The sequence below is a fragment of the Serratia myotis genome, from assembly GCF_027474885.1.
GTDB lineage: Bacteria > Pseudomonadota > Gammaproteobacteria > Enterobacterales > Enterobacteriaceae > Serratia > Serratia proteamaculans.
In genome coordinates this window covers 3,464,199-3,485,310 of the sequence record NZ_CP099707.1, presented here as the reverse complement: position 1 = coordinate 3,485,310, position 21,112 = coordinate 3,464,199, and the positions used below count along the sequence as shown (strand labels likewise).

Here is a 21,112-nt window from a genome sequence, read left to right as displayed (position 1 = left end):
TCACACCCGTTCGATAATCAGCGCAATACCCTGGCCGACGCCAATACACATGGTGCATAAGCCGTAGCGGCCACGCGTTTTCTGCAATTGCCAGGCGGCGTTCATCACCAGCCTGCCACCGGATGCGCCCAGTGGATGACCGAGGGCAATAGCGCCGCCATTGGGATTCACTTGAGCGGCGTCGTCACGCAACCCCAGTTCACGGGTCACCGCCAGCGCCTGTGCCGCAAAGGCTTCGTTAAGCTCGATAACGTCCATTTGGTCGAGGCTCAGTCCGGCAATCTTTAATACCTTGCGTACCGCTTCCGCTGGGGCAAAGCCCATGATTGAGGGTTCGATCCCGGTAACGGCGCTGGCGACAATGCGTGCCATCGGTTGCAGCCCGTGGCGAGTCACCCCGAGTTCGCCGGCCAGCAGCAGTGCGCAAGCCCCGTCGTTCAACCCGGAGGCATTACCGGCCGTTACCGTGCCCTGCGGATCCACTACCGGCTTCAGTTTCGCCAGGGCTTCCAGCGTGGTGGCACGCGGGTGTTCGTCCTGACAGAACCGCAACGGGTCGCCTTTTTTCTGGGCAATGCTGACCTCAATTAGCTGGTCGGCGAAAAAACCGCTTTCCTGCGCGGCGGCGGTGCGCTGCTGGCTGCGCAGGGCAAAGGCGTCCTGATCCTGACGGTTAATACCGAACTTTAGGGCGACGTTTTCGGCGGTTTGCGGCATAGACTCCACACCATACAGCGCTTTCATCTGTGGGTTGATAAACCGCCAGCCCATGGTGGTGTCTTCCAGTTTCATCATTCGACTAAAGGCGCTTTCCGCCTTGCCCATCACGAAGGGTGCCCGAGACATACTCTCGACACCGCCGGCGATCATCAACTCGCTTTCGCCGGTTTTTATCGCCCGGGCCGCCATCGCCACTGCGTCCAGACTGGAGCCGCACAGGCGGTTGAGGGTGCAACCCGGGATCTGCACCGGCAGCCCGGCCAGCAGCAGCGCCATGCGTGCCACGTTGCGGTTGTCTTCCCCGGCCTGGTTGGCGCAGCCGAACAACACGTCGTCCACCGCCGCCCAGTCAAGTTGCGGATGCCGCGCCTGCAGCGCTTTCAGCGGCAGGGCGGCCAGATCGTCGGCGCGGACACTGGCCAGGCTGCCGTTCAGTCGGCCAAAAGGCGTGCGGACGGCATCACAAAGGTAGGCGGGATTCATGCGGCTGTTCTCCGTGTTGAAGGACAAAGGTCAGTTCGACCGGGGTGACTTCCTGTAATTGCTGTGGGGTCAACCCGCCGAATATTTCGCGCACCACCAGGCCCTGTGGGGTGACGTCCATCACCGCCAGATCGCTGTAAATACGATCAATACAGCCGACGCCGGTCAGGGGGTAAGTGCAATGGCGGACAATTTTACATTCGCCTTTTTTGGTCAGGTGTTCGGTCATCACAAACACCTGACGGGCGCCGATTGCCAAATCCATCGCGCCGCCAACCGCCGGGATCGCCCCCGGTGCGCCGGTGCTCCAGTTAGCCAGGTCACCGCGTTCGGAGACCTGATAAGCGCCGAGCACGCAGATATCCAGGTGGCCGCCGCGCATCATGGCAAAGGAGTCGCCGTGGTGGAAAAAGCAGCCGCCTTTTAGCAGGGTCACCGGCTGTTTACCGGCGTTGATCAGTTCGGGATCTTCCTGGCCGGCCGCCGGTGCCGGGCCCATGCCGAGAATGCCGTTCTCGCTGTGCAGGAAGATCTCTTTATCCGCCGGCAGGTAGTTGGCGATCTGGGTTGGAATACCGATACCCAGATTGACGTAGGCACCTTCCGGAATGTCGCGCGCAATGCGCTCGGCCAACTGCTGATGAGTGAGTTTGGTCATAGGTGCGTTCCTTAAGCCGACAGTGGCGCTGAGTGATCGGGCGCGGTCACCAGACGTTGCACGAAGATCCCCGGCGTAATGATATTTTCAGGATCCAGCTCCCCCAGCGGCACCATAAGATTAACCTCGGCAAGGGTGCAGGCGGCCGCCATAGCCATGATCGGCCCGAAGTTACGCCCGGTTTTGTTGTACAACAGGTTGCCCCAGCGATCGCCTTTGTCGGCCTTGATCAGTGCGAAGTCAGCTTTTAGCGGCAGCTCGAACACATAGTGTTTGCCGTCGATCTCGCGAGTCTCTTTGCCTTGCGCCAGTTCGGTGCCGTAGCCGGTTGGGGTGTAAAAACCGCCGAGACCGGAACCGGCGGCCTGGATCCGTGCCGCCAGATTACCCTGCGGGATCAGCTCCAGCTCCAGTTCGCCACGGCGGTACAGATCGTCAAATACCCAGGAGTCCGACTGGCGCGGGAAGGAACAGACGACTTTGCTCACACAACCGGCCTTCAGCAGCGCCGCTAACCCAAAATCCCCGTTGCCCGCGTTGTTGCTGATCAGCGTTAACCCGCGGGGCCGGTGGCGGATCAGGGCGTCCAGCAGGGCATAGGGCTGACCGGCGGGGCCAAAGCCGCCGACCATAATGGTCGCGCCGTCAGGGATATCAGCGACGGCGGCGTCTGCGGATGCCACACTCTTATCGATCATTTGCTCTCCTCGGCACGCTGCGAAGCTGTCAGCGCTGCAGTAATGGGTCTTGAATCAATTTATGGGATGAAAATTCAAGCAGCAAGTGCGAATATCAGCATGTTGTGCGATTATCGAAGCGTTAATCATTTGGCTGTTAATTCTGTGATGCAGATAACTCTATGTGAGTCGGAGGTCAGGATGGGTGATGTATCTGAGTTTGGTGCTGGGGAGTTGCGTCGGCTGCAGGAGATCGGGGATTTAAGCAACGATCAGTATAAGGGCGACCCCAATTTTATGGCGTCGTTGGCCAGAGGACTGGAGGTGCTACAGGCCTTCCAGCCACAGTATTCTCAAATGTCGGTTTCTGAAATCAGCCAAATTACCGGTATTCCGCGTGCAGCAGTGCGTCGCTGCCTGTACACCCTGCGTGCGCTGGGGTTTGTGCATTGCCCTGACGGCCGCCATTACCGGCTGCTGCCGCGAGTGCTGACTATTGGACATGCCTATCTTTCTTCTTCCGAACTGGCGAAAGCGGCGCAGAACTCGCTGGATTATCTCAGTAAGCTGCTGAACGAATCCTGCTCGGTGGCGACGCTGGACGGTGACAACATCCTGTATATCGCCCGCGCCTCGGTGAAGCGCATCATGACGATTGATCTGGGACGCGGCAGTCGTCTGCCGGCCTACGCCACCTCTATGGGGCTGGTGTTGCTCAGTGCGCTGGATGAAGAACAGTTGGACGATTATCTGTCACGGGTGAGTTTCGCACCGCTGACCGAGTTCACCGTGACCAGTGCCGATCAGTTGTGTGAACAGTTGGCTAAAGTGCGGCGGCAAGGGTACGCCATCAACGATCAGCAGTTGGAAATTGGCCTGCGGTCGATTGCGGTGCCGATGCATTCACGCAAGGGCGGTGTGGTGGCGGCGATGAACGTGGGGGTCAATGCTTCGCAGATATCGGCGGCGGAATTGCGCGAGCGGGTGCTGCCACAGCTGCAGCGCACGGCGATGGAGCTGGCGCTGCTGCTGTAGTTATCGTGCAAGAGTTATCGTGCAAAAGTTATCGTGCAAGCCTCAGGTATTACGATCGGCCAGTTCTTCCAGCAAAGTCGCCGAAGGGGCAAAGAACAGGCTACCAGTGACCGCACGGCTGAAATCCAGCAGGCGATCGTAATTGCCGGCCGGTCGACCAATGAACATGTTTTCCAGCATTTGCTCGATCGGTTGGGGAGCGCGCGCGTAACCAATAAAGTAGGTGCCAAACTCGCCCATGCCGGGTTTGCCAAATGGCATGTTGTCGCGCAGGATTTTGACTTCATCGCCATGCTCATCCACCAGCGTGGTCAACGAACTGTGGGATGACGAAGGTTTGACGTCCTCATCCAGTTCAATATTGGATTGCTTGTGGCGGCCAATAATGCCCTCCTGCGTTTCGACGGGCAGGGCATTCCAGCCTTTCATATCATGCAGATATTTCTGCACCAACACGTAACTGCCGCCGGAAAACGCGCCATCTTCATCACCAATCACCGTGTAGTTGACTGCGTCATTTCCCTCCGGGTTTTCGGTGCCGTCGACAAAGCCAATCATCGCGCGCTGGTCGAAGTAACGGAAGCCGTGCACTTCCTCAATCACCGTCACGGCGTCGCCGAGTTTGTTCATTAACTGGGTGGCCAGTTCGAAGCACAGATCCATCTCGTCGGCGCGGATATGCAACAGGATGTCGCCGGGGGTTGAGACAGCCACGCGGTCGCCGGAGCCTATTGCGCCAAAGGGATGAAGTTGTGCCGGACGGGGTTGGCCGAATAACCGATCCCAGGCCATTGAGCCAAATCCGCAGACGCAGGACAAGTTTCCTGCCGGGGCTCTTTTGCCGACGGAACGGATCACACCGCTGATATCAGCGCACCAGCCACGCACCGTTGCGAGCTGTGCAGGGGCGGATGACAAGGTAGCAACCAGGAAAATAGCGTGGCGCGTAACAGGGCTGGAAACAGCTTGTGGTAGGGGGGAATTGATAGTCATAGCATCCAGTGCCGGAGTAAGTCAGAGCTTAAAACTAATCTATTTTAAGGGCTACGCCAACTGATTAACCCCAGTTGGCGTAGGGCATCGTTAAATGCTCAGAGTGTGCAGGTGGGTCATCATCAACTTTCTGCTGTCAGGGCGTTTAATTCTTTCAGTAAGCCGAAGGCCAGTTTCATATGGTCTTCGCTAACGATAAACGCGCGCAACTGTTGTTGCCGATCAAAACCTTTGGCAATCATGCCCTGTTGTTCGGCGACAATGTTCCAGCTCAAATCCTGACGATGGGTTTCCCCTGCCAGGTGCAGCGGCAGGCTGGGGGTTTTCACCTTGACCAGCATGGCCGGCAGCTTCACGCCTTCCTCGGCACCCAGCAGATTTTTCGCCAGGGCCATGGCGCTAAACTGTATCGGCTGGAGGAATGGCAGCAGTTGGCCATCAATCTCTGCGCAATCGCCGAGGGCGTACACATCGATCTGCGAGGTCTGTAAGCGATTATTCACCCGGATGCCGCGATCCACCTGCAGATTAGCCTGGCGCGCCAGCCCAACGTTCGGGCGCAGTCCGACCGACGCGATCGCCGCATCAACCGATAATTGACGTCCATTCCCCAGCGTTGCCTGTATGCCACCGTCTTGTTGTATCAAGGCGCTCAGTTGCTGGTTGAGCAGCACTTCGACACCCATCTGTTGCAGACAATGGTGCAAACGGCTGCTGGCTTCAATCGGCATCAGTGCCGACAGCAGGCTGCCGGATCTGTCCACCAGGGTGACCTGTTTACCGGCCCGGCACATGTCCATCGCCAGTTCACACCCGATCAGGCCGCCGCCCAGGATCAGCACTCGCTGCGCCTGAAGCAGTGTCAATTCGCCGTCGCGATATTCCTGCTGGCTGTTGAGCGTCAGCATCAGTTCATTGCCGGTCACCGGCGGTACGATAGCCGAAGCACCGACCGCCAAAACCAGTTTGTCGTACTGCCAGCTTTGCTCGCCGCTGCACACCCTTTTATGCTGGGTATCAATATCCGTGATCCGCGTGTTTGGGTGCAACGTCAGTTGGAACTGTTCGGCAAAGCTGCCGCAGGTTTGCCGCGTTAAGGCATCTGCAGTTTGATTCTGGCTGATCACATGGCTCAGCTCAGGTTTGTTATATTCATCACAGCTATCGGCGGCAATCAGGCGGATCGGGACCTCGCTATTGAGCCTGCGCAGATTTTTTACCAGCTGTCGGGCGGCAAAGCCGGAGCCAACGATCAGAATGCCAGGGTTCATTTTGCCTCCGAAGCGAGGGGATCGAACACGTCTTTGCCCATTGCGCATTCCGGGCACAGGAAATCATCCGGCACGTCTTGCCAGCAGGTTCCGGGGGCCACATCTTGCATGGGTTCGCCCAACGTTGGATCGTAGATCCACAGGCAGACGCTGCATTGCATGCGCGGCCCGAGATCGGCATCGGCATCGGCGTTGGTATCGGTATCGACATTGGCGCAGGATACTTCAGGTTGTGGTTGTGGTTGTGGTTGTGGCTGTGGTTGTGGTTGTGGTTGTGGCTGAGCGACGGCAGCTGCAGGAACTGGGGCTGCCGTAGTCAAAGGCAAGGAGGTTAAAGCCCATTGACGAGCGATATCCCGGCCATGTTGACGGCAGATTGCCAGCATATCGCCATCGGGACGCCATTTGGCTTTCAATGCCAGCGTGGTTTCAAAACCACAGTCCATCAAACGGGTTTGAATACGGTCTACCGCGCCACCGTTCCAGCCGTAGCTGCCGAAGGCCGAGGCTTTCTTATTGCGAAAACGCAGCCCGGTGATCTCTTCCAACAGCCCGGCAACTTTTGGCATCATCACATTATTCATGGTCGACGAACCCACCAATACGCCTTTGGAACGGAACACGTTAGTCAGGATTTCGTTTTTGTCATGACGCGCCACGTTAAAAATCTTCACCGCCACGCGTGGATCGACTTCGTTGATGCCCTGTGCAATAGCGTCCGCCATCATGCGGGTGTTGTTGGACATGGTGTCGTAAAAAATGGTGATGCGATCTTCCTGATAATCCGCCGCCCACTCTAAATAGCGCTGCACAATTTGCGTCGGATTATCGCGCCATACCACGCCGTGTGAGGTGGCAATCATGTCTACCGGCAGGTTGAAACCGAGGATCTCGTTGATTTTGGGTGTCACCAGCCGGCTGAATGGGGTCAGGATATTGGCGTAGTAACGCTGACATTGTTCAAACAATTCATTTTGATCAACCTCATCATTAAACAGATGCTCATCGCAATAATGCTGGCCAAAGGCGTCATTACTGAACAGCACGGCATCGCCAGTCAGGTAGGTCATCATACTGTCCGGCCAGTGCAGCATCGGCGTTTCAACGAAGATCAGCTGTTTACCATTGCCGATATCCAGGCTGTCACCGGTGTGGACTACGTGGAAGTTCCACTCTGGGTGATGATGGTGACCGTTGATTGAATCAATGCCATTTTCGGTACAGTAGATAGGCGTTCCCGGGATCTGCGCCATCAACTCGGTCAGCGCCCCGGCGTGATCTTCTTCTGCGTGATTGATGATGATGTAATCCAGCGTGTTGAGATCAATTTCCGCTGACAGATTCTGTACAAACTCACGGCTAAACTTATGGTCCACCGTGTCGATCAACACGGTTTTCTCTTCACGGATCAGATAACTGTTATAGCTGCTGCCCTTCAAGGTTTTGTATTCTGTCCCATGAAAATTACGCACTTCCCAGTCACGTTGACCGACCCACTGGATATTATTTTTCACCTGAATTGCCATGCTCATTACCTTATTGTCGTTTACTGGGTTTCGATACTTGTAATGAGCAAACAGCGTGCCAGTTTTTATGTTGTTGTTTTTTATGTAATAATTATTTATTGATGTCATTCTGACATGGGCGTAGCATTGTCCGTATGACAATTAAGTGTCGGAATGACATCATGACCCTCTCTATACAGTCCCTTGCCACCATCGCTATCGAATTACAAAGCGGCCTGACACAAGGCGACCGCTTTCAACGCCTGATCAACAGTTTGCGCCGCCTGCTGCGCTGTGATGCTTCGGCCTTACTGCGCTTTGAAGGGCAGCAGTTCCGCCCATTGGCGATTGACGGTTTGGTTCAGGATGTTCTGGGGCGACGCTTTGCGCTGGATGCCCATCCGCGCCTGGAAGCGATTGCCCGCGCCGGTGACGTGGTGCGTTTCCCCGCGGATAGCGATTTACCGGACCCCTACGATGGTTTGATCCCCGGCCATGACCAACTTAAGGTTCATGCCTGCATTGGACTGCCCTTGTTTGCCGAACAGGATTTAATCGGTGCGTTGACTTTTGACAGTCTGGACCCGCTGCAATTTGATCGCTTCAGCGATGAAGAACTACGGTTAATCAGTGCACTAGCGGCGGGAGCGCTAAACAATGCGTTATTGGTTGAAGCCCTGGAGAGGCAGGCGTTGTCTCCGCTGGCATCGCAAGGGGTAAGCACGCCTAGAGAAAATGATGAGATCATCGGACTTTCGTCGGTTATGCAGCAACTCAAGCAGGAAATCAGCATCGTTGCCGGTTCCGAACTCAACGTTTTGATCACCGGAGAGACCGGGGTAGGTAAAGAGCTGGTGGTGCGGGCGATCCATCAGGGATCGGCGCGGGCTGCCAACCCGCTGGTCTACCTTAACTGCGCCGCTCTGCCGGAAAGCGTGGCGGAAAGCGAACTGTTCGGCCACGTCAAAGGGGCATTTACCGGTGCCATTCAGCACCGCGCCGGCAAATTTGAAATGGCGGACAATGGCACTCTGTTTCTCGATGAGATTGGTGAGCTTTCACTGTCGCTGCAGGCCAAGCTGTTGCGGGTGATCCAATACGGCGATCTCCAGCGAGTGGGGGATGATCGGGTCAAGCGCGTTAATGTACGAATTTTAGCGGCCACTAATCGTAATCTCAAACAGGCGGCGGTTGATGGGGAATTCCGGCTGGATTTATACCATCGGCTGAGCGTGTTTCCGCTGTTCGTGCCACCGTTGCGCGAGCGAGCCAGCGACATTGCCCTGCTGGCGGGGTACTTTTGCGAACGTTGCCGTATCAAGCTGGGTTTGGTGCAGTTAACGCTTTGCGCAGAAGCATTATTCACGCTCGAGCAGTATTCATGGCCGGGGAATATTCGCGAACTGGAACATGTCATCTATCGGGCGGCGATTTTAGCTCGCGCGGAGCAAAACAGCAGCGAGCTACAACTGTTGCCGGCGCATTTCACTATAAAGGCCGGCTCTTTGCCGACCGGGATCAGCGATGAAGCACTGCCAGAGACAGCTATTGAGGCGGATCTCGCGACGATGACGCAACATTTCCAGCGCAGCGTGATTGAGAAAACCTTGGCGCAATGTGAGATGAACTGGGCGGCGACCGCACGTAAATTGAACCTGGACAGCGGTAACTTGCATCGATTGGCCAAACGATTGAATATTAAATAAGTGTGCCTTTGTGATGACATCTATTAATTTATTTATTCAGCATAAAAATAAACTGCCCGCGTATATTCTCATATGTGGGGCGGTTTTATCTATGTTTTTTTGAAAATCACACAGATGATTTTGTATATAAAAACAATAATGGAAAGTGAAAAGAACATGGCAACGATAAGTTTTGATATTTTTTCTGGCGCAGAGTAAAGATAATCAACGCCGATGCCTGCACCCGCTAATAAAATAGAGGATAAAACCATCCCAATTAAAACTGATATTGTCCAGTATGTTCTTTTCATGCTGAAGACTTTGTAAAAATATCGAATAATTTAAAAAATAACGAAATGAAAAAAGAGAAGGTGGCAATGATAATGACTAATTGAGACATACCTGCCGGCGCGGCCAAGCCTGAACCAGGATTAAGCACTCCAGCACCGCTAAGAAAAGGGCTGCTGGAAACTATAGCTAAAAGTATAAGTAACGGCCTAATTTTCTTTGTCATATATAATGCGGCTCTAATATATAGAGCGGTAATAATAAACTACCGCCTATGATTTTTAGTCTAGATACGGCACGAGCCACCAATTGAACCATTACAATTAGAGCTTTTATTTCCGGCATTGCTATTATTATCACCATTAGAACCTTTGTTCGTGAAGCACCCACCAGCAAGTGATCCACCAATAAGTCCTAATCCGAGACCAAGCGGTCCGCCAGCAGCTCCTGCAATCATGCCGCCGATAATGCCAGCACTACAGTTTGTTGTCTCCTGACTCTGTTTCTTATAATAACCAACATTATCAGCCTTGCCACTGGTGTTGCTGGTTCTGCCTCTGTTTCTGGCGCCATTATCTACACGATCGCCGCCATTATTGCCACGGCCACCGGCGATCGAGTCTAACAAGGCTACATCAATTGTTTTCATCATCAACTCCATTTGAATATATAATTTATTGTTATATTCATCTTTGAATGGGACGGTTAGTTTTTAACTCACAACTATTTTTATATCAAGAGTTATTTTATCTGACAGATAAAAAATTTTTAATTAATTAGTAATTGCACTAAATTGTATAATTAAATGATTTTATTAAACATGGTCGATATTAATATTATATTTAAATCCGAGCGGCAACGCCGCCCGGGGGATGATCAGCCAGCTAAATCAAATGGATCATCAAGGGATTTTGCCGGCGGGGTAAACCAGCGAGCGCCGTCTTCAGTGACGTAAAAATGGTCTTCAAGGCGGATACCAAACTCGCCCGGCAGGCACAGCATAGGTTCGATGCTGGCGCACATACCAACATCGAGCTGTTGCTGCTGTTTGCGGATCAGATACGGCGCTTCGTGAATGTCCAACCCGATACCGTGTCCGGTGCGATGTGGCAGGCCCGGTAACTGATAGTCTGGTCCGAAGCCATGAGAAACCAGCACATCGCGCGCCGCGTCATCCACTTTATGGCAGGGTACACCCGGTGCGATAACGGCAAAGGCGGCCGCCTGTGCGTCATGTTCCGCCTGCCAGGCGAAGCGTTGCCGTTCGTTGGGTTCGCCATACACATAGGTACGGGTGATATCGGACAGGTAACCCTTGTAGCGGCAACCGGTATCGAGCAACACGATATCGTTGTTTTGCAGCGGTTTGGGTTGCTTCACGCCATGCGGAAACGCGCTATCGGAGCCGAATAGCGCAATACAGAAATAAGAGCCACTGGTGCCCATTTTACGGTGGGCTTTATCGACGAAGTCGATCAGCTGGTCGGCGGTGATCCCTGGGTGCAAGATACTGGCCGCAGCCTGTTGTACCCGCAAGGTAATGTTATTGGCGGTTTGCATCAGCGCGATTTCCGTCGCCGATTTTCGGCTGCGACAGCCACCGGTGATGGGCAGGGCACTGACCAGTTTATTGTCCCCGGCATACTGTTGCAGACCGAGGAACAGCGCGATCGAAGCGGTTTCGCAAATCGCCACTTTGTGCTGGCGGCCAGCACCAGTCAGCCCGCGAGAAGCCAGCACGCTGAAGAACAGTCGATAGGGGTCTTCTTCCTCATGCCAGCTAAAGATTTCGGCCTCAATCACCTGTGCGTCTTTGAAGGTGCCGATCTCGAACCAGGGGGCGATATAGGCGATTTCACCTTCGGCCGGGATCACTGCGCCGACCATGCGTTCGCTCGGTGACCATGGAGTTCCGGTAAAATACAGCAGGTTGCTGCCCGCATTGACATAGCAGGCGTCAATGCCGTTTTCGCGCATCAGGCGCTGTGCGTGTTGAATACGTTGCCGATACTCTCCGGCGGCGATTGCAGGCGGATTATCCGTTAACGGTTGCAGTTGTTCCAGGGCCTGTTGCGCCGTGCAACCGCCAATGCCTGTAGCCATGTTTTTCTCCTCGCATAATGTTCAATGTCAGGGTCAATGTCCCAGCGCGCCAAACCTTCATCATAAATAAACCGCAGCGACAATACTTGGCTCCAATAGATAAGAAAGATGCCGATTACAGCACAGTTTTACCTTCGGCGATGTTGTGTCCTCGTTTTACCCGACAGATTCTGCTGTAAAAGGCGCTGCGGGCGAACCAAAAATTACATTTACCCCTTAATCTATCTGTAACTGATTCTATTTACTTGATAATGCAATAACGCATCAATGTGATGCAAAAACGCTCTTGTAAATAATGATTAGCGTTGCTAATTGTTAATGCCCATCGTATTAAATAAATTTATAAGGAATTTTTATTTTTACACAGTAGTGAATGAATCATTGTTCATCACGATAATTTCAATGCTAACGATGCATAAATAACCAAGTTTTAAACGGATAATTTTAATTTATTAGCGTGTTATTAGACACTCGCGCCGTCACGCATAAATAAAATTTGAAATTATTTTCTCTATTGCGAAAACCTAACCTGATAAGTGAGGGGATATATTGTTGTTGATATATTCAGTTGCTTGGGCATAAGCGATTTTATTATTGAGAGTACTTTATGGAAACAAATGCCGTTGAGTCTAAATTCAGTTTTGGTTCCTATACCCGATTACTGTCTGGTCCCGGGCATGCCGTGCTTTCTTTGTTTGGGCTATTAGTTCGCTTTCCGGTGGCGATGCGTTCTATAAGTTGCATTATGTTGTTATCGGCTACTACCAATTCGCTGTGGATCGCGGGTACCGTCGCCGGAACCTTAATGATTACCCAGGCTTTGGCCAGCCCGATACTCGGGGGCTTTGCCGACCGATTCAGCCAACGCAAAGTGCTTATTGTTACCTGTTGTTGTCACGTTATGGCCATAGCTTTACTGATTGCCCTGGTCTTTCTTAATGCCCACTTATGGGCAATCATGGCCGCCGCTATGGGTATTGGTTGCTCGTCAGTGCCGGTAGATGGCTTTATTCGCACCCGTTGGGCGGCAATGGTCACCGATGAGGCTCTGCGAACCGCTTATGCTTTAGAAACCGTACTCGATGAGATTATTTTCTTGTTGGGGCCGCTGGTCGCCATTGTTTTAGCCACGGTATTACACCCCGCTGCGGGGTTGGTTTTATGCGCCGTATTCACCTTCAGTGGTTCGATGGCGCTGGTGCTGCATCGGCGTTCAGAACCGGTTGTTGTGCAAAGGGTCGATGAAAAAAACCGCAGAGCCATTAGCATGGCCTGGGTTCGTAGCCTGATGATCTCCTATGCAGCAGTGGGGATATTTCTTGGCTCGATCGATGTGATGATGATCGCCTTTGCCAAAGAGGCAGGTAATCCCACGCTGGCTGGCATGTTGTTGTCTATTTGTGCCGCGGGCAGCCTGGTGGGAGGGCTCTGTTATGGTGCCATGAACTGGTCTATACCGCAGCCACGGCTGCTGTTACTCACCTCTGCCACGCTGTGTGCCGGTACTGTTCCCCTGGTGTTCACCAGTTCCCCGATCGTCATGGGGTTCTCCGCTTTTATTGCCGGTTTATCGGTGGCGCCGTTATTAATCACCTGCAGTAACCTGCTGGAATCGTTAACGCCCAAAGGTTGCCTGTCAGAAGGCTTCTCCTGGCTTTCCAGTGCGGGTTGGCTGGGGTTTTCCCTGGGAGTGTCGGTCGGCGGGCAACTTTCAGATCAAACCGGGGCTGCTCAGGTCGCCTGGATCGCTTTGGCCGCTGGCATGCTCGCCTTATTAGCCAGTCTGTTCAGCCAATCACTACTCAGTAAGAAATCAATACCCAGTCCGATTTAAGCGGGTTCTCTCATTATTATTACCGAGACAGGAAAACGGCCATCGTGAATCAGTTAACCACGGGTATTCCCGTACCACGTATTACCTTTAATGAATTTGTCGCGCTGGGGGTTGAGGCTGTTTTCCGGGCCGACGTTCCTGTGATTATTACCGATCTGCCGCTTGATACCAGCCGTAGCGCTAATGACCTTATTGCTCAACGGTTAGGTGATGACAATGTCACCTTGTTCCGGGAAGCCAGTAATAAGGAAAATACCGAACGATGGCAGACCATGAAGATTCAACTGCGTGGCTTTCTGGAAAATAAAGAATACCAGCAAGACAACAGCACCTGGTATCGCGTGGTTTCCAATATTATGCACCGGCCAGAAGACATCAATACTCTTCTCGGCTTCGATGCATTTTCGCTACTGGCTTCCCGTCGTGGTCTGAACGCGGCCAATTTATGGATAAGTTACCACGGTGTATTTACCCAAAGCCACTTCGATGAACTCGAGAACTTTAATATCGCCCTGCAGGGAAGAAAACGATTCATCCTTTACCCACCCGGCCGACGCGATTATTACCCGCGTTCTATCTTAAAGGGGTTTGGCGACAAATCGCAGGCCTTCGATTTTAACAATATTGACCCACAGCGTTTCCCACGGCTGGCAGCGAAATCCCCGCAGCGTCGCGATTTTATTCTGGAGCCCGGTGAAATGCTGTATTTGCCGCTGGGATGGTGGCACCAGGCCGAGTCGTTAGACGACCTGAATATCAACGTTAATTTTTGGCTGTGGGATCTGAAAATCCTGCGCAGGCCTTATGTTTTGTATTCCGCGCTCTACACGGCCGCCTACCGTAAGTTCAAAGGTATTTATAACTATCAACCCGAACCTGCCAAGAAGGAAGGAATTTGATGACCAGCCGTAAGAAGATCATGCCAACCAACCACTATCGCAACAACGACAAAGCTATCGGTATTGGTAATCCCTTCTGGGATATGTCAGAGCAGAACGGACTCGCAGGGATCGTCGCCGGACTTGAAAACGATCTCCTGTCCACCCCGAGTGGTCATCAATTTGTCAATTTTAGCTGCTGCTCCTACCTGAACCTGGACTCCCATCCCAAGGTGGTAGAAGGGGCCATCGACGCGGTACGTCGCTATGGCGTGCTGGATCATTGCATCGCCCGTAGCCGGGTTCAACTGCCGGTACTGAAGGAGCTGGAGGAATCGCTTGGTGAACTGTTCCAGGCCGATGTTCTCAGTGGCGTGTCGGCCAGCAGCATCAGTGGCGGGCTGCTGCCGCTGATCGCCTCCGGACATTTGGGCAACGGTGCTCGCCCGTTAATGATTTTCGATAAGCACGCTCATGTGTCGTTGGCCGCAGCCAAACCCGCCTGTGCCGATGAAACCGAGGTCGTCACCTGCAATTACCACGATCTGGAGTTCATTAAGGACTGCTGTAAGAAATATGAACGGGTCTGCTACGTGGTTGACGGCAGCGATAGCCTGGGCGGCTATGCGCCGGTTAAAGAGTTGGCCGAACTGCAGGACAAATACGGCCTGATAGTGTTCTACGATGATTCACATTCTATTTCCGCCTATGGCGAACGTGGAGTCGGTTATGTTCGTTCACACAGCCCGGCACTGAATGAGAACACCGTTATGGTGGTCACGCTCAACAAGGCTTTCGGCACCAGCGGGGCGGCCATACTGCTCAACGGCTATTCACAGCCGATGTTGCGCCTGGTCGAACGCTTTGGCGGTGGGCTCAACTATTCGCAAAATCTGAACACGGCGGCCATCGGTGCCAGCCTGGCTTCGGCCGAAATTCACCGCACGGCTGAATTGCCGATGTTGCAGAAGAAGCTGTACGACAACATTGCCCTGTTCGACTCACTGGTTCCGACAGAGCAGAGCGGCAACAGCTACCCGATCCGTCTGGTGCCGATGAGCGATGAAACGGTGATCAGCGAAGGTCGCAAGGTGATAGAGGCCGGTTTTTATGTCTCGCCGGTATTCTTCCCGATCGTTGCGAAAGGCACCGCAGGCCTGCGGGTGATGATGCGTGCCGGGCAAACAGAAGATCAGATTCGCCGTTTGTGCAAGATACTCGCTGAAGTAAGGGCTCCCCAATGACGGATATCACACGCGCTATTCCACGTAGCATTCTGTATACCCCGGCCTTATCACTTAACCGGGTGGTCAAGGCGCTGACTTATGACGCCGATGTTCATCTGATCGATTTGGAAGACTCGGTCCCGGGCCCATTGAAAGCGGAAGGGCGGATCATCTGCCGCACCGCCCTTGATAGTGCCCCTCCGTCGGCGAATATAGCTGTGCGCATAAACGCGCTGGGTACGATTGATGCTTTGCATGATTTGGTGATGCTAAGCACCGGCGTTGCCACGCCGGGTTTTATCGTTATGTCGATGGTCAGGTCACCTGCCGAGGTTATTTTTCTGCGTGAGACTTTTGCCTCAGCGGGCAAGTATCCGGAAATTTACCTGACGATAGAGACGGTTGAAGCCATTACCGATCTCGATGACGTCGCGGCCGTAGCCGATGGCCTGGTTTTTGGCTCTGCGGATTTAGCGGCTACGCTTGGCGTGCCAATCACCTGGTCCGGAATGCTGGCGGCGCGTCAGGCGATGGTTTTGGCCAGTGCCAGACACGGTATTGGTTGTATTGATACCGCCAACTACCGGCTTTCCGAGCCGGAGGTGCTGGCCAGCGAAATTCAGAACATCAAGGACCTGGGTTTCCACGGTAAAGCTACCGTCCACCCCAGCGAACTTGAGCCGATCAATTCAGCATTGCGACCCAATGAGGGCGCGCTATTGGCCGCATCCCGGATCACCGACGCGGTCAAGGCCGCCGCCGGAGGCATTGCCTTACTGGACGGACATATGGTGGGGCCACCTTTTGCGCGTATGGCCCACACCACGTTGCAACTAGGCAAAGCCTGGGCTGAACGTTTCAACCGGGGGAACTCATGACTCTCTCCGTTGCCGTCATCGGGACCGGAGCCATCGGCATGGATCTGGTCAATAAAATTCATCGTTCGCCCTGGCTTCATTGTGGGCTGCTGGCGGGGCGTAACAAGGATTCTGCCGGTCTTGAAATCGCGGCCAAGCTGGGCTGCCCGACCAGTGCCGGAGGGATTGACGCTATTCTGGCCGCACCCAAGCCGTTCGATGTGGTATTTGATGCCACTAATGCGATGTCGCACGTCAAACACTGGGAGCTGCTTCGCCCACTGGGTACGTTGCTGATCGACCTGACCCCCAGCCACTTGGGCAAAATGATAGTTCCTACGGTGACCGGCACCGAAGCGCTGGCCGATCGCAACGTCAGCTTGATCAGCTGTGGCGGGCAGGCGTCGATCCCCATCCTGCATGCCCTTAGCCGGCATTTCCAAATTAACGACATCGAGGTGGTGGCGACCGTCGCCAGCAATATTTTGGGGCGAGCAACGCGTATCAACATCGATGAATATGTAGAGACTACGCAGATTGCGCTCAGCGCTTTCACTGGCGTGGCAAACACCAAGGCGATCCTCAATATAAGCCCGGCAACCCCGCCTGCCATGTTCAGGGTCACTATTTTTGCCGATATCCCCGGCGTGACGGCAGAACAGATAACCCCGGTGGTCACCGCGGCGGCGGCGGCAGTGCGGGAATTTTCGGCGGGTTATCGATTAACGGCGATCAAGGTCACCGAAGGGCGAGTGTCTGTCTCTCTGGAGGTGACCGCCAGCAGTAAGGTGATGCCTGAATACGCGGGTAACCTGGACCTGATCAATTCCGCGGCCATTCTGGTCGCCGAACAGTATGCGCACTCTCGAAATAAAGCGGAGGTGGCCAATGACTATTCTCATTAACGACTCAACCCTGCGCGATGGGCAACATGCAGTAAAACACCAACTTACTGCGGCGCAGTTGCGAAGCTACGCCACCGCGGCAGACAAAACCGGCGTGGCGATTGTTGAAGTCGGCCACGGTAACGGGCTGGGGGCTTCCTCCTATCAGGTGGGCCGCGCGGCACTGAGTGACGAAGCCATGCTGACTACGGTGCGAGAGTCTTTGCAAAACAGCAAGATGGGGGTGTTTATGCTCCCCGGTTGGGGCACCAGCGCTGACCTGTCGAAAGCCCTGGCCTGCGGCACCGATGTGGTGCGTATCGGCACGCATTGTACCGAGGCTACGCTGGCTGAACGTCACCTGGGCTGGCTGCGTGAACAGGGTGCGGAGGCGCATGCGGTGCTGATGATGAGTCATATGGCCACCCCTGCCGAGTTAGCCGAACAGGCTGAGTTATTGGTGGGTTATGGGGCTCAGGCGGTCGGCATCATGGATTCGGCCGGCAGTCTTTTGCCGCAGGATGTCACTGCACGTATTGCTGCGATGCGCATGCAGGTAGAGGTGCCGCTGATTTTCCACGCGCATAACAATTTGGGTATGGCGGTGGCGAACTCGGTGGCGGCCGCCCAGGCGGGGGCCGGCATTATTGATGGTTGTGCTCGCGGGTTTGGTGCGGGGGCGGGTAATACCCAACTGGAAGTGCTGATCCCGGTATTGGAACGCCTGGGGTATAACACCGGCATCGATCTCTATCATTTTCTGGATGCCGCCGATCTTGCCGCCCGGGAGTTAATGGTGGTTCCGCCGATGATTGACTCTTTGGGCATCGTCAGCGGGCTGGCCGGCGTATTTTCCGGCTTCAAAAACCCGGTACTGAATCATGCTGGCAGCGCCGGGGTGGATGCGCGCGACGTGTTCTTCGAACTGGGAAGGCGACAGGTTATTGCCGGCCAGGAAGACCTGATCGTTGAGGTTGTCGCCGAGTTGAAGAGGGCAATCTTGTGACGATGCAAATGATAAACGCTGCCGAAATGGCGGGTGAGGACCGACTTCGGCAGGTGATGGCGACCCTGAGTGAAGTGTTCCAGGACTTACGCAGCGGTAAAGAACAATCTCCGCCGCGCACCTTGCTGAACCACGGTCGTTCTGAAATGTTGATCAGCCCGGCAAGCTGGATGAAGCGCGGCGTTGCCAGTGTCAAAATTACCACCCTCACGCCGGGGAATGCCGAACATGGCCTTCCGTTGATCCACGGGGTGGTGGTGCTGACCGACGTCGATAGTGGCCAGATGCTGGCATTACTTGATGGGGCGAGCTTAACCGCAGTACGAACCGGCGCCGTTGCCGGCTTGGCGACCCAGCTGTGTGCCAATGCAAATGCCGGGGATCTGGCCATTTTGGGCGCAGGGGTACAGGCCCGGGCCGTACTGTTGGCGATGCTTGCCGTCCGCCCGATCCGCAGGGTGCGGATTTTTTCCCGCACGCCGACCAGAACCGAAGAGTTTGCACGGTGGGCACGCTCGGTGATGCAAGCCAGAGTCACTCTGTGCAATAGCGCATTCGAGGCGGTGCAGGGGGCGGAGATTATTTGTACGACCACATCCACCAGCGCTTGTGAGCCGCTGATCGAAGCCGCTTGGATAGCGCCGGGGGCGCATCTGAACATTATTGGTGGAACCCACGAAGAGGCTATTGAGGTTGAGCCCAGCTTGCTGAAGACGGCGTTTGTGGTGGTGGAAACCGCCGCTGCCGCTCAGGAAGACGCAGGAGAAGTGCGCATCGCCCTCACGCAGGGCTACATTCAACCTGAAGATCTAAATGAACTCGGCGCCGTCATTCTTGGCCAGGTTGCGGTAAGAGAAGGGCAGACAACGTTGTTTCGCAGCGTGGGGCTGGCGATTGAAGACACGGCAGCGGCGATTGCACTGTATCCATCCAGGGAGAAAAGGTCATGCTAAGACGAGTTGGCGAAAACGAGTATGTTGAAGAACACGGTGGGGATTACGAGGACTTCGAGCCGGGAATGACCATCAAACACTGGCCGGGGCGCACGTTATCCGAGGCCGACAATACCTGGCTAACCTTGCTGACGATGAACCAGCATCCTTTGCATTTCGATCAGGCCTATGGCGCCCAGGTTGAATATGGCCGCGTATTGGTGAACAGCAGCATTACCCTGGCGTTGGTCAGCGGAATGACCGTACAAGCCCTGTCTGCCAGGGCCGTCGCTAATCTGGGGTGGGAAAAAGTGCGTTTGAAAGATCCGCTTTTTGTCGGTGACACGCTCTATGCCACCAGCAAAATCCTGGCAAAACGCCCTTCAAAATCCCAACCGAATAAAGGCATTATCACGGTAGAAACCCTGGGCATCAAATCCACGGGCGAAACGGTGATCACCTTCGAAAGATCCTTTATGGTTCTGCGCCGGGAGTATATTGCCGCCCAATCTTCATCTGCGCGGGATTAAACAGGGCGACTCATTCCCGTTGATAACCGCAGCGGGGATGAGCAGAAAAAACCTTTGAAATGAATGTGCTGCCACCCAGCCTGAGATCTGCGTGGCAACTCTGGTTGATAGTCCTTCAGGCCTGGGGGTTCTGTACTATGTTTTCTGTTTGCAGCACGCTACACACCGCTTCCGGTCGTGGGCGCAGCGGAGAGAACAGATGAACAAACGGGAAATAGAAAGCGCGATTGTCACCGATTTTTCCAAACGCATGAGCTACGGTGACTACCTGTGCCTGGATCAACTGCTGGACTGCCAACATCCGTTGTCGAACCCACAGCATCATGATGAGATGCTGTTTGTGGTGCAGCACCAGACCTCTGAACTGTGGATGAAATTAATGCTGCACGAGCTGCAGGCGGCGCGGGCACTGGTGCAGCAGGATAAACTCAGCCACTGCTTCAAAATCCTGGCCAGGGTCAAACAGATCCAGCGGCTGCTGTTTGAACAGTGGGCCGTGTTGGAAACCCTGACGCCGTCGGAGTACGTTGAATTCCGCGATGTGCTGGGCAATTCATCGGGTTTTCAATCCCATCAGTACCGCTCAATCGAATTTTTGCTGGGCAACAAGAATGCCGCCATGCTGGCGGTGTTCAGCAACGATGCGGAAAAACACGCTGCGCTGAAGGCGATCCTTGAAGCACCGAGCCTGTACGATGAATATCTGCTTTACCTGTCACGCCACGGCCTGCCTATTCCGCAAGAGTGTATCGAACGTGACTGGACGCAGCCTTACCAGCGTAACCCGAACCTGTTGCCGGCATTTAAAGAGATCTACGATCATCCACAAAAGTATTGGGAAGCCTATGAAATGGCTGAGAAGCTGGTGGATATAGAAGAAAGCTTCCACCTGTGGCGTTTCCGCCATATGAAGACGGTGGAGCGGATTATCGGCTTTAAAACCGGCACCGGCGGCTCCAGCGGCGTCAGTTTCCTGAAAAAAGCGCTCGAGCTGACTTTCTTCCCGGAACTGCTGGATGTGCGCACCGAGATTGGTGCCTAAGCTTTATCCCGTAACAGTGCGAGGGGGTCGTGATGGCGATAAGAATTGAAGATAAAGCGGCAGAAACCGTGGTGGGCTTGCGGGTCGTTGGCCCTTATCCGCAAACCATCCCTCAGGGCTGCCAACGGCTGATGGCCTGGCAGCAGCAACACCAGGTTCCATTAGGGAAATGGTTGGTGCTGTACTGGGACGACCCGGCTGAAGTCGCCCCCGAGCGACTGCGGGCCGACGTGGTGTTTACCGTGGCGGATGATTTCGTATTGCCGACGTCGGCCAGTGAAGGGGTGGTACTGCAAACGCTGCCCGCCGGGCAATATGCGATTTACAACGTTCGTGTCAGCGACGGGGATTTCGAGCGGGTATGGGGCGATTTTTATCAGCGGGAACTGCCGGCCAGCGGTTACCAGCCGGTAGAGGGCGTGTGCTATGAGCACTACCTTAACGACTGTGAGGCAGACGGCTACTTTGACCTGGATATTTACCAGACGGTGAAGAAAGGTTGAGT

The 21,112-nt window shown here is 54.3% G+C and carries 21 protein-coding genes; 12 read left to right on the top strand and 9 right to left on the bottom strand.

Translation table 11 applies throughout. The features are described from left to right. The 3 genes from pcaF to NHG65_RS16530 are packed head-to-tail and all read right to left on the bottom strand — an operon-like array spanning position 1 to position 2,559. Positions 1-1,203: a 3-oxoadipyl-CoA thiolase gene (pcaF, locus tag NHG65_RS16540; RefSeq protein WP_499182440.1), complete on the bottom strand. Its 1,203-nt coding sequence runs from the start codon at positions 1,201-1,203 to the stop codon at positions 1-3. After that, a complete protein-coding gene (locus NHG65_RS16535) occupies positions 1,181-1,861 on the bottom strand; it encodes a 3-oxoacid CoA-transferase subunit B (RefSeq protein WP_085117387.1) in 681 nt (226 codons plus the stop codon). Before NHG65_RS16535 ends, pcaF begins: the two co-directional genes overlap by 23 nt. A gap of 11 nt (positions 1,862-1,872) precedes the next feature. Further along, positions 1,873-2,559 (bottom strand): 3-oxoacid CoA-transferase subunit A, encoded by a 687-nt coding sequence (locus tag NHG65_RS16530; RefSeq protein ID WP_207978361.1) that lies wholly within the window; start codon positions 2,557-2,559, stop codon positions 1,873-1,875. A gap of 180 nt (positions 2,560-2,739) precedes the next feature. On the opposite strand from NHG65_RS16530, the gene NHG65_RS16525 reads away from it, so the two are divergent. Next, positions 2,740-3,573, top strand: a complete 834-nt coding sequence (locus NHG65_RS16525) for an IclR family transcriptional regulator domain-containing protein (protein WP_499182439.1) — start codon at positions 2,740-2,742, stop codon at positions 3,571-3,573. A 42-nt stretch (positions 3,574-3,615) separates the two neighbouring features. On the opposite strand, the gene NHG65_RS16520 is transcribed toward NHG65_RS16525, so the two are convergent. The 3 genes from NHG65_RS16520 to norV form a co-directional block, all read right to left on the bottom strand. Further along, positions 3,616-4,566 (bottom strand): Dyp-type peroxidase, encoded by a 951-nt coding sequence (locus NHG65_RS16520; RefSeq protein WP_499182438.1) that lies wholly within the window; start codon positions 4,564-4,566, stop codon positions 3,616-3,618. A 122-nt stretch (positions 4,567-4,688) separates the two neighbouring features. Beyond that, positions 4,689-5,837 carry an NADH:flavorubredoxin reductase NorW gene (norW, locus tag NHG65_RS16515; RefSeq protein WP_283603505.1) on the bottom strand — a complete coding sequence of 383 codons (1,149 nt, stop codon included), beginning with the start codon at positions 5,835-5,837 and terminating at the stop codon, positions 4,689-4,691. Next, complete coding sequence (norV, locus tag NHG65_RS16510; RefSeq protein ID WP_499182437.1) at positions 5,834-7,363, bottom strand: anaerobic nitric oxide reductase flavorubredoxin; 1,530 nt, start codon at positions 7,361-7,363, stop codon at positions 5,834-5,836. Before norV ends, norW begins: the two co-directional genes overlap by 4 nt. Before the next feature lie 161 nt (positions 7,364-7,524). Between norV and norR the strand changes: the two genes are divergently transcribed. Continuing rightward, complete coding sequence (gene norR, locus NHG65_RS16505; RefSeq protein WP_499182436.1) at positions 7,525-9,048, top strand: nitric oxide reductase transcriptional regulator NorR; 1,524 nt, start codon at positions 7,525-7,527, stop codon at positions 9,046-9,048. A gap of 89 nt (positions 9,049-9,137) precedes the next feature. Here norR and NHG65_RS16500 read toward each other — a convergent pair whose 3' ends face one another. The 3 genes from NHG65_RS16500 to NHG65_RS16490 form a co-directional block, all read right to left on the bottom strand. After that, positions 9,138-9,338: a hypothetical protein gene (locus NHG65_RS16500; RefSeq protein WP_261416570.1), complete on the bottom strand. Its 201-nt coding sequence runs from the start codon at positions 9,336-9,338 to the stop codon at positions 9,138-9,140. Positions 9,339-9,601: 263 nt separating this feature from the next. Beyond that, positions 9,602-9,967 carry a hypothetical protein gene (locus NHG65_RS16495; protein ID WP_499182435.1) on the bottom strand — a complete coding sequence of 122 codons (366 nt, stop codon included), beginning with the start codon at positions 9,965-9,967 and terminating at the stop codon, positions 9,602-9,604. Positions 9,968-10,191: 224 nt separating this feature from the next. Then, positions 10,192-11,418, bottom strand: a complete 1,227-nt coding sequence (locus NHG65_RS16490; protein ID WP_499182434.1) for a M24 family metallopeptidase — start codon at positions 11,416-11,418, stop codon at positions 10,192-10,194. 607 nt (positions 11,419-12,025) lie between these two features. On the opposite strand from NHG65_RS16490, the gene NHG65_RS16485 reads away from it, so the two are divergent. From NHG65_RS16485 to sbmC, 10 genes are all read left to right on the top strand, one after another. Beyond that, the gene (locus tag NHG65_RS16485) at positions 12,026-13,252 is read left to right on the top strand and encodes an MFS transporter (RefSeq protein ID WP_499182433.1); all 1,227 of its coding nucleotides are present in this window, start codon (positions 12,026-12,028) and stop codon (positions 13,250-13,252) included. A 44-nt stretch (positions 13,253-13,296) separates the two neighbouring features. Then, on the top strand, positions 13,297-14,151 hold the full coding sequence (locus tag NHG65_RS16480) for a cupin-like domain-containing protein (protein WP_198404485.1): 855 nt from the start codon (positions 13,297-13,299) through the stop codon (positions 14,149-14,151). Beyond that, positions 14,151-15,374, top strand: a complete 1,224-nt coding sequence (locus NHG65_RS16475; RefSeq protein ID WP_413501738.1) for an 8-amino-7-oxononanoate synthase family protein — start codon at positions 14,151-14,153, stop codon at positions 15,372-15,374. The genes NHG65_RS16480 and NHG65_RS16475 overlap by 1 nt, the downstream gene beginning before the upstream one ends. Next, a complete protein-coding gene (locus NHG65_RS16470) occupies positions 15,371-16,234 on the top strand; it encodes an HpcH/HpaI aldolase/citrate lyase family protein (RefSeq protein WP_261416565.1) in 864 nt (287 codons plus the stop codon). Before NHG65_RS16475 ends, NHG65_RS16470 begins: the two co-directional genes overlap by 4 nt. After that, the gene (locus NHG65_RS16465; RefSeq protein ID WP_499182432.1) at positions 16,231-17,118 is read left to right on the top strand and encodes an acetaldehyde dehydrogenase (acetylating); all 888 of its coding nucleotides are present in this window, start codon (positions 16,231-16,233) and stop codon (positions 17,116-17,118) included. Before NHG65_RS16470 ends, NHG65_RS16465 begins: the two co-directional genes overlap by 4 nt. Beyond that, positions 17,102-18,103, top strand: coding sequence for a 4-hydroxy-2-oxovalerate aldolase (dmpG, locus tag NHG65_RS16460; RefSeq protein ID WP_112349585.1), 1,002 nt, complete (start codon positions 17,102-17,104; stop codon positions 18,101-18,103). Before NHG65_RS16465 ends, dmpG begins: the two co-directional genes overlap by 17 nt. Positions 18,104-18,105: 2 nt before the next feature. After that, entirely contained in the window at positions 18,106-19,056 is a 951-nt protein-coding gene (locus NHG65_RS16455) for an ornithine cyclodeaminase family protein (protein ID WP_499182431.1), read from the top strand. Beyond that, positions 19,050-19,565: a MaoC family dehydratase gene (locus tag NHG65_RS16450; RefSeq protein ID WP_099064692.1), complete on the top strand. Its 516-nt coding sequence runs from the start codon at positions 19,050-19,052 to the stop codon at positions 19,563-19,565. The genes NHG65_RS16455 and NHG65_RS16450 overlap by 7 nt, the downstream gene beginning before the upstream one ends. Before the next feature lie 199 nt (positions 19,566-19,764). Then, positions 19,765-20,607, top strand: a complete 843-nt coding sequence (gene kynA / locus NHG65_RS16445; protein ID WP_099064691.1) for a tryptophan 2,3-dioxygenase — start codon at positions 19,765-19,767, stop codon at positions 20,605-20,607. 32 nt (positions 20,608-20,639) lie between these two features. Then, complete coding sequence (gene sbmC, locus NHG65_RS16440; protein ID WP_283603494.1) at positions 20,640-21,110, top strand: DNA gyrase inhibitor SbmC; 471 nt, start codon at positions 20,640-20,642, stop codon at positions 21,108-21,110. Positions 21,111-21,112: the final 2 nt, after the last annotated feature.

Excerpts from the sequence above, each read along its gene's own strand:
- NHG65_RS16475 (WP_413501738.1), top strand. The coding sequence starts at position 14,151 with ATGACCAGCCGTAAGAAGATCATGCCAACCAACCACTATCGCAACAAC.
- kynA (WP_099064691.1), top strand. The coding sequence starts at position 19,765 with ATGAACAAACGGGAAATAGAAAGCGCGATTGTCACCGATTTTTCCAAA.
- NHG65_RS16485 (WP_499182433.1), top strand. The coding sequence starts at position 12,026 with ATGGAAACAAATGCCGTTGAGTCTAAATTCAGTTTTGGTTCCTATACC.
- NHG65_RS16495 (WP_499182435.1), bottom strand. The coding sequence starts at position 9,967 with ATGATGAAAACAATTGATGTAGCCTTGTTAGACTCGATCGCCGGTGGC.
- NHG65_RS16490 (WP_499182434.1), bottom strand. The coding sequence starts at position 11,418 with ATGGCTACAGGCATTGGCGGTTGCACGGCGCAACAGGCCCTGGAACAA.
- norW (WP_283603505.1), bottom strand. The coding sequence starts at position 5,837 with ATGAACCCTGGCATTCTGATCGTTGGCTCCGGCTTTGCCGCCCGACAG.
- NHG65_RS16455 (WP_499182431.1), top strand. The coding sequence starts at position 18,106 with ATGCAAATGATAAACGCTGCCGAAATGGCGGGTGAGGACCGACTTCGG.
- norV (WP_499182437.1), bottom strand. The coding sequence starts at position 7,363 with ATGGCAATTCAGGTGAAAAATAATATCCAGTGGGTCGGTCAACGTGAC.
- NHG65_RS16525 (WP_499182439.1), top strand. The coding sequence starts at position 2,740 with ATGGGTGATGTATCTGAGTTTGGTGCTGGGGAGTTGCGTCGGCTGCAG.
- dmpG (WP_112349585.1), top strand. The coding sequence starts at position 17,102 with ATGACTATTCTCATTAACGACTCAACCCTGCGCGATGGGCAACATGCA.
- NHG65_RS16535 (WP_085117387.1), bottom strand. The coding sequence starts at position 1,861 with ATGACCAAACTCACTCATCAGCAGTTGGCCGAGCGCATTGCGCGCGAC.
- NHG65_RS16465 (WP_499182432.1), top strand. The coding sequence starts at position 16,231 with ATGACTCTCTCCGTTGCCGTCATCGGGACCGGAGCCATCGGCATGGAT.
- sbmC (WP_283603494.1), top strand. The coding sequence starts at position 20,640 with ATGGCGATAAGAATTGAAGATAAAGCGGCAGAAACCGTGGTGGGCTTG.
- NHG65_RS16520 (WP_499182438.1), bottom strand. The coding sequence starts at position 4,566 with ATGACTATCAATTCCCCCCTACCACAAGCTGTTTCCAGCCCTGTTACG.
- NHG65_RS16530 (WP_207978361.1), bottom strand. The coding sequence starts at position 2,559 with ATGATCGATAAGAGTGTGGCATCCGCAGACGCCGCCGTCGCTGATATC.
- pcaF (WP_499182440.1), bottom strand. The coding sequence starts at position 1,203 with ATGAATCCCGCCTACCTTTGTGATGCCGTCCGCACGCCTTTTGGCCGA.
- NHG65_RS16450 (WP_099064692.1), top strand. The coding sequence starts at position 19,050 with ATGCTAAGACGAGTTGGCGAAAACGAGTATGTTGAAGAACACGGTGGG.
- NHG65_RS16470 (WP_261416565.1), top strand. The coding sequence starts at position 15,371 with ATGACGGATATCACACGCGCTATTCCACGTAGCATTCTGTATACCCCG.
- NHG65_RS16500 (WP_261416570.1), bottom strand. The coding sequence starts at position 9,338 with ATGAAAAGAACATACTGGACAATATCAGTTTTAATTGGGATGGTTTTA.
- norR (WP_499182436.1), top strand. The coding sequence starts at position 7,525 with ATGACCCTCTCTATACAGTCCCTTGCCACCATCGCTATCGAATTACAA.